The sequence below is a fragment of the Halomonas cerina genome (assembly GCF_014192215.1).
Lineage (GTDB): Bacteria > Pseudomonadota > Gammaproteobacteria > Pseudomonadales > Halomonadaceae > Halomonas > Halomonas cerina.
The window spans coordinates 1-6,558 of the sequence record NZ_JACHXP010000039.1 but is presented as its reverse complement, the minus strand read 5'-3'; the positions used below and the strand labels follow the sequence as shown (position 1 = coordinate 6,558).

Here is a 6,558-nt window from a genome sequence, read left to right as displayed (position 1 = left end):
TTCAGGGAGAGGTAGTTGACCCGTCTAGCTCCTTGAGCCAGAACACCAGGGGCTTGTCGGTCTCCTCGTGGTCACCGATGTCCCGCCAGGGAAAGGTGGTGGCCAGCTCGGGCACGCGGCGATAGCCGCGGCTATGCCAGAAGCCGTGCAACGGCTGATAGTCGGCTGGCCTGGCCGGATGGTCGTCGGGGCGTTCCACCGCACAGAAGGCTACGGTGGAAAAGCCCGCCTTCTTGGCATGGGATTCGCGCTCGACCATGAAGGCCTTGCCGATGCCCCGACCGCGGTACTTGGGCAGCAGCACCGACTCGCCGTAATAGAAGACGCTATCGATAGGGTAGCCGGCCTGCTCGAAGGGATGGCGAAACGCCTCGACCTCGGCCGCCAGCGGCATGCCGGTGGCCGCTCCGACCAGGGCCTCGCCGTCGAAGGCTAGCACGAACAGGCTATCCGGGCACTCGGCATAGCGGCGCAGATAGTCAGCCTCGTAGGCGAGGTCGCCGTCATAGAGGTAGGGAAAGTCACGAAACACCCGGATGCGCAAGTGAGCCAGAGCCTCGAGGTGCGGCGCGATGGCCCGTCCCTGGCAAGTGGTCACGGTGATCTCTGGCATGCTGTCGTCTCCGCTCGCGGCCGGTATCGGCGGCATCCTAGCAGCCGTTAGCGGGGCGACCAATCCTGGGCGCGACCGCTGTGATGTCGATCTCGACCACGTCCAGACGGAAAGGCGGGATCTCGCGCCGAATCACCGGACTGAGGCGGCCAAGCGGATCAATCGATCAGCCGCCTAACCGCTGGCACCCCTCGGGACGTTCACCAGCGCTGCGAACCGACACAGCAGCGAGCTCGCCTCGGGCGTGTCGGTGACCCCCTCGATCAGCGCTGGCACGTCCTGGCCCTGGTCGCGCAACTTGTCGACCTGGCGGGCGAGGTAGGCACGCATCACCGGTGCGGTAAACTCGGGATGGAACTGCACGCTCCATTGGCGCGGGCCGTAACGTAGGGCCTGGAAGGGGTCGTGGGCGTTGCGGGCCAGCACGCTGGCGTTCGGCGGGAGCTCGAGGACCGACTGGGCATGGGTGAGATGGGCTCGGAACGCCGTCGGCAACTGGCCGAGCAGGGGATCGGTCCGCCCCGCCTCGGTGAGGATGATGGCGTGGGTGCCGGATTCCCGGCCGGCCGGATGGTAGCCGCTCTCGCCGTCGAAGGCCGCGGCCATCAGCTGGTGCCCGTAGCAGACGCCGAGCAGGGGCAAGTCGCGGGCCAGTGCCTCGCGGAGCCAGGGCTTGAGCGCCTCGCTCCACGGCTCGGCGTCGCTGACCATGGCGTGGGAGCCGGTGATGGTGAGACCGTCGATGTCGGCCAGGTCGGGCAGCGGCTCGTGACGGGCATCGAACACCGCAGCCTCGAAGCCGGCGCGGGTCAGCACCTGCTGGAACAGCGCCTCGAAGTCGCCATGTTCCTGCACCACCTCGGGGAAGGCATCGCCGGTCTTGACGATCAGCAGTCGCGGCATCTCAGGGCCTCCCCAGGCGCTCACCCAGCGCCGTCATGAAGCGGGAGCCGGCCCCGAGCTGCTCGATGGCCAGGTACTCATCGGGCTGGTGGGCCTGCGCGATGCTGCCGGGGCCGCAGATCACCGTGGGCAACCCCTGGCGCTGGAACTGGCCGGCCTCGGTGGCATAGGCCACCGCGCCGGTCGGTACCTCGCCGATGAGGTCCCGGCACAGGGTAAGCACCTCGGCATTGTTGTCGTCAGCGAGGGCCGGCACCGTGGTGTTCAGGGCCTCGGTGACGATGGACGCCTCTGGGGCACGGCGGCGCATCTCGGCCTGAAGCTCCTCGGCGATGGCCTCGACCCGACCGATCAGGTCCTCGAAGCGGTCGCTGGGCAGGTGGCGGATCTCCCACTCGAAGGTGCACTCCCGGGCCATGATGTTGATCGCCGTGCCCCCGGCGATCTTGCCCACGTGTAGGCTGGAGTGCACCACATTGAAGGCCTCGTCGACGCGGCCCTCGGCCTTGAGCTCGGCCATCACATCCTCGATCCGCGTGACCAGGCGGGCGGCGACGTGGATCGCCGAGACGCCCTGGTCGACCTGGCTGGAGTGGGACGCCCGGCCGGTCACCGTGGTGCGCAGGTTGGTGGCGCCCTTGTGGGCCACCACCGGGTGCATCATCGTCGGCTCGCCGACGATCACCGCGGCAGGACGCGGGTGGTCAGCCATCAGCCGCTCGATCATGCGTGGCGCGCCGATGCAGCCCACCTCTTCATCGTAGGAGAAGGCCAGCCAGATCGGCCGCGTGAGGTCCTGCTCGACCCAGCGTGGCACCTCGGCCAAGGCGCAGGCGATGAAGGCCTTCATGTCGCAGGTGCCCCGTCCGTAGAGCCGACCGTCGCCCTTGTCGGTCAGGGTGAAGGGGTCGGTGGACCAGGGCTGGCCGTCCACCGGCACCACGTCGGTGTGGCCGGAAAGCACCACACCGCCCTCGACCGACGGCCCGAGGCGCGCCAGCAGGTTGGCCTTGCGGCCGTCGTCGCTCTCGATGCGCCAGTGCTCGACACCGTGGTCGTCGAGCCAGGCCTCGATCCACTCGATCAAGGCCAGATTGGAGTCACGGGACACGGTGGCGAAGCCCACCAGGCGTTCCAGTATCTCGGCGGTGGTCATGGGGATCCTCACTCGGTTTCTAGGACAACCCTAACATGCCGGCCCGTGGAGCGTGAGCAGGGCAGGAACTCGCCGCCTCGCCCCGGGTTCAAGATCCTGCCCCCAGGGTCTACCTGGCAACGGCTATGCTGTGATAACACCTTCAACCCTTGCCTCCACGCAGGAGGAAGTTGTGATGAGTTACGTCGATGCCTTCGTGCTGCCCGTACCGCTCGGCCGGCTGGACGACTACCTACGCCTGGCCCGGCGCGCCGGCGAGATCTGGAAGGAGTATGGGGCCCTGGAATACGTAGAATGTGTGGGCGATGACATCCGCCCTGGCGAGCACACCTCCTTCCCCCAGAGCGTCCGGATGCAGGCTGGCGAGACAGTGATCTTCGCCTGGGTGCGCTACGTTTCCCGCGAGGAGCGCAACCGCATCCTCGAGCAGGTGATGAACGACCCGCGCCTCGCCGACATGATGAACCACGCCAGGCTGCCCTTCGACGCCAAGCGCCTGTTCTGGGGCGGCTTCATGGAGCGCATCCGGCTGTGAGTGGCGGGGCGCTTGACCGAGGGAGCGCATGAACGATCTCAGCTGGATCGATTGGGAGGCGTATCCTTTCGCCTCACGCTACTTCCGGGTACCCGCCGGCCGGCTCCACTATGTCGATGAAGGGGCGGGCAGTCCTATTCTCATGGTCCACGGCAACCCCACCTGGTCCTTCCTGTACCGTGATCTCATCAAGCGTTTTCGCTCGACGTATCGGTGCATCGCCGTGGACCACCTCGGCTTCGGCCTCTCGGACAAGCCCAAGGAGTGGAGCTACCTGCCCGAGGACCACGCCAGGAACCTGGCCGCGCTGATCGATGACCTGGAGCTCGGTGACATCACGCTGGTCTTGCAGGACTGGGGCGGACCAATCGGCCTCTCCTGCGCGGTGGCACGGCCTGACAGGATTGCCCGCCTCGTCCTCATGAATACCTGGACCTGGCCGGTGAATCGCGATGTCCGCTTTGTCGCGTTCAGTGGTGTCATGGGCGGGCCGGTGGGCCGATGGCTCATTCGCCGCTACAACGTCTTTGCGCGCCTATTGCTGCCTCTGGCCTTCGCCGACCGTCGCAAGCTCAGCGCGAGCACCCACCGGCACTACCTGCACCCCCTGGCGACACCGGCCGAGCGGACGGGCTGCCTGGTCTTTCCCAAGCAGATCCTCGCCTCGACGCCTTGGCTGGCGCGGCTCTGGCGAGACATGTCGCGGCTGAACGGCAAGCCCACGCTGCTCGTCTGGGGCATGAAGGACATGGCGTTCCGTGCCACGGAGCTGAAGCGCTGGGAGCAGGCCTTCCCGGAAGCGCGGTCCGTGCGTCTCGATTCGGTAGGCCATTTCGTGCCGGAGGAGGCGCCTGACGAGCTGGTCGAAGCGCTGGAGACATTTCTGGCAGCGACCGAGCGAGCCTAACGACTCCCGGAACCTACTTCGAGAGCCCCCGGTTGCGGGGAAGGCCGGCCATCCCCAAACGGCAGCCGCCCGGCATTCCTTGGTATCCCCAGCGGGGCCTGGAACCACCTCATACCCGGCGCTGGTGCAGACGGCCGAGCAGCGCCAGCGGCGAGGCCTCGCCGCGTAGCCAGGGTCCGAGCAGGCGCATGGAGAGCGGGATGAAGAGGAACACCATCACCGGGGTCAGCGCCAGGGTACTGAACAGCACCTTGGGCACCAGCGGAAAGTGCACAAGAAGATCGCCGAATAACCACTGGAATGCCAGCGACACCGGGAAGAAGGCCAGCCAGATGGCGATAGCCTGCTTCCAGCGCGGCGGTGTGCGGCCGGTGGCGTTCTGGAACCAGCCGTCGAGCCCGGTGGCGCGGTGCTCATGGGGTGCTTCGAAAAGCCCCTCGCCGCGGGCCAGCCAGGCCCGGCGCGAGGCGGAATGCTCCCAGGCCGCCAGGGTCTCGGCGTCGCGGAAGCGGAAGATGATCTGGTACTCGTCGTCGCCGGGTGGCGGGGCCAGCACACCGGAGCCCAGGTAGCCGGCGAAGTCGCAGGCCAGCTCACGGCCCTCCTCCAGCCAGGCGGTAAAGTCGCGATAGCGCCCGCAAGCCACGCGGCGCGCCACCATCAGGGTGACCGGATCGGATAACATCGTGTGTCTCCTCATTCGTTCGGCGCCCGGGTAGGGCACCGACTTCACTCGGGCCGGGTAGGCCCGCGTAAATCAACGGGCAAGGAGTATACCAGATTCCCCTAGAGACATAGTGGTCTGCCCTGGTTTTCTTCACGAAAGCAGTGCTTTGGCCTGTCTGTGGCGTGGACGGGCCGCCATCGGCGATTGGCGCCTCCCGACGCCGCGGCGTAGCATTGCCCCCACGATTCTCATCGCAAGGACCCGCGAACCTCATGTTCGAGCAGACCTTCAAGAACATCGACGATGTGCTGTGGAAAGAGGCCGGCTGCGCCACCGAGCTGGACTACACCGAACAGACCTCCTGGCTGCTGTTCCTCAAGTACCTGGACGACCTGGAGCAGCGGCGTGCCATCAACGCCACCCTGTCCGGCAATCCCTTCGACTTCATCATCGCCACGCCCTACCAGTGGTCGAGCTGGGCGGCGCCGCGTGATCGGGACGGCAACCTGGATCGCAACCGCGCCTTGACCGGCGACGACCTGCTGGACTTCGTCAACCGTGAGCTCTTCCCCTACCTGCAGGGCTTCCGCGAGCGCGCCAGCGGGCCGGATACCATCGAGTACAAGATCGGCGAGATCTTCGGCGAGGTGCGCAACAAGTTCCAGAGCGGCTACAGCCTGCGCGATGCTCTGGAGCTGGTCGACAGCCTGCAGTTCCGCTCCCAGGCCGAGAAGCACGAACTCTCGCACCTCTACGAGGCCAAGATCCGCAACATGGGCAACGCCGGGCGCAACGGCGGTGAGTACTACACCCCGCGCCCGCTGATCCGCGCCATGATCCGGGTGATCGACCCCAGGATCGGCGAGCGCCTCTACGACGGCGCGGCGGGGTCGGCGGGCTTCCTCTGCGAGGCCCACGACCACCTGCGCTATGGCGTCAAAAGCGACGAGCCGCGCCGGCTCACCACCGAGCAGCTCGACACCCTGCAGAACCACACCTTCTTCGGCAAGGAGAAGAAGAGCCTCCCCTATGTCATCGGTATCATGAACATGATCCTGCATGGCATCGAGGCGCCCAACCTGGTGCACACCAACACCCTGACCGAGAATCTCGCCGACCTGCAGGAGAAGGACCGCTTCGACGTGATCCTTGCCAACCCGCCCTTCGGCGGCAAGGAGCGCAAGGAGGTCCAGCAGAACTTCCCGATCAAGACCGGCGAGACGGCCTTCCTATTCCTGCAGCACTTCATCAAGCGCTTGAAGGCCGGCGGCCGTGCCGCGGTGGTGATCAAGAACACCTTCCTCTCCAACGCCGACAATGCCTCGAAGGCGCTGCGACAGGAGTTGCTGGAGAGTTGCAACCTGCACACCATCCTCGATTGCCCCGGCGGCACCTTCCTCGGCGCCGGCGTGAAGACGGTGGTGCTGTTCTTCGACAAGGGCGCCCCCACCCGCGATATCTGGTACTACCAGCTCGACCCTGGCCGCAGCCTGGGCAAGACCAACCCCCTCAACGACGAGGACCTGGCCGAGTTCGTGACGCTCCAGGCCACCTTCGCCGACTCCGACAACTCCTGGCGCGTCAGCGTCAACGACCTGGACCGCGAGACCTTCGATCTCTCGGTGAAGAACCCCAACCGGGCAGAAGAAGCGCCCCTTCGCGCCCCAGAAGTGATCATCAACGAGATCGAGACGCTGGACCGCGAGGCCGAGGAGATCCTGGAAGGGATTCGGGGGATGTTATGAAGGAAGGGTGGAAGGCAGTACGCTTGGGTGAT

Annotated in this window: 7 protein-coding genes; 3 read left to right on the top strand and 4 right to left on the bottom strand. The window is 66.3% G+C overall.

The features are described 5' to 3' along the window. Window position 1 precedes the first annotated feature (1 nt). The 3 genes from FHR94_RS19230 to argE all read right to left on the bottom strand — a co-directional run bounded on the left by FHR94_RS19230 (window position 2) and on the right by argE (window position 2,672). Window positions 2–613 (bottom strand): GNAT family N-acetyltransferase, encoded by a 612-nt coding sequence (locus tag FHR94_RS19230; RefSeq protein WP_183328356.1) that lies wholly within the window; start codon window positions 611–613, stop codon window positions 2–4. Between the two features lie 174 nt (window positions 614–787). Then, window positions 788–1,516 carry a glutamine amidotransferase gene (locus FHR94_RS19225; protein ID WP_183328354.1) on the bottom strand — a complete coding sequence of 243 codons (729 nt, stop codon included), beginning with the start codon at window positions 1,514–1,516 and terminating at the stop codon, window positions 788–790. Between the two features lies 1 nt (window position 1,517). After that, window positions 1,518–2,672: an acetylornithine deacetylase gene (gene argE / locus FHR94_RS19220; protein WP_183328352.1), complete on the bottom strand. Its 1,155-nt coding sequence runs from the start codon at window positions 2,670–2,672 to the stop codon at window positions 1,518–1,520. A 175-nt stretch (window positions 2,673–2,847) separates the two neighbouring features. Here argE and FHR94_RS19215 point away from each other — a divergent pair, with 175 nt between their 5' ends. Beyond that, window positions 2,848–3,207 (top strand): DUF1428 domain-containing protein, encoded by a 360-nt coding sequence (locus FHR94_RS19215; RefSeq protein WP_183328350.1) that lies wholly within the window; start codon window positions 2,848–2,850, stop codon window positions 3,205–3,207. A gap of 28 nt (window positions 3,208–3,235) precedes the next feature. Next, window positions 3,236–4,114 (top strand): alpha/beta fold hydrolase, encoded by an 879-nt coding sequence (locus tag FHR94_RS19210; RefSeq protein ID WP_183328348.1) that lies wholly within the window; start codon window positions 3,236–3,238, stop codon window positions 4,112–4,114. A gap of 109 nt (window positions 4,115–4,223) precedes the next feature. On the opposite strand, the gene FHR94_RS19205 is transcribed toward FHR94_RS19210, so the two are convergent. Beyond that, window positions 4,224–4,799, bottom strand: a complete 576-nt coding sequence (locus FHR94_RS19205; protein ID WP_183328346.1) for a putative antibiotic biosynthesis monooxygenase — start codon at window positions 4,797–4,799, stop codon at window positions 4,224–4,226. A gap of 254 nt (window positions 4,800–5,053) precedes the next feature. Between FHR94_RS19205 and FHR94_RS19200 the strand changes: the two genes are divergently transcribed. After that, a complete protein-coding gene (locus FHR94_RS19200; RefSeq protein ID WP_183328344.1) occupies window positions 5,054–6,526 on the top strand; it encodes a class I SAM-dependent DNA methyltransferase in 1,473 nt (490 codons plus the stop codon). Window positions 6,527–6,558 lie beyond the last annotated feature (32 nt).

Coding starts and splice junctions, on each gene's coding strand:
- FHR94_RS19230 (WP_183328356.1), bottom strand. CDS start 613: ATGCCAGAGATCACCGTGACCACTTGCCAGGGACGGGCCATCGCGCCG.
- FHR94_RS19225 (WP_183328354.1), bottom strand. CDS start 1,516: ATGCCGCGACTGCTGATCGTCAAGACCGGCGATGCCTTCCCCGAGGTG.
- argE (WP_183328352.1), bottom strand. CDS start 2,672: ATGACCACCGCCGAGATACTGGAACGCCTGGTGGGCTTCGCCACCGTG.
- FHR94_RS19215 (WP_183328350.1), top strand. CDS start 2,848: ATGAGTTACGTCGATGCCTTCGTGCTGCCCGTACCGCTCGGCCGGCTG.
- FHR94_RS19210 (WP_183328348.1), top strand. CDS start 3,236: ATGAACGATCTCAGCTGGATCGATTGGGAGGCGTATCCTTTCGCCTCA.
- FHR94_RS19205 (WP_183328346.1), bottom strand. CDS start 4,799: ATGTTATCCGATCCGGTCACCCTGATGGTGGCGCGCCGCGTGGCTTGC.
- FHR94_RS19200 (WP_183328344.1), top strand. CDS start 5,054: ATGTTCGAGCAGACCTTCAAGAACATCGACGATGTGCTGTGGAAAGAG.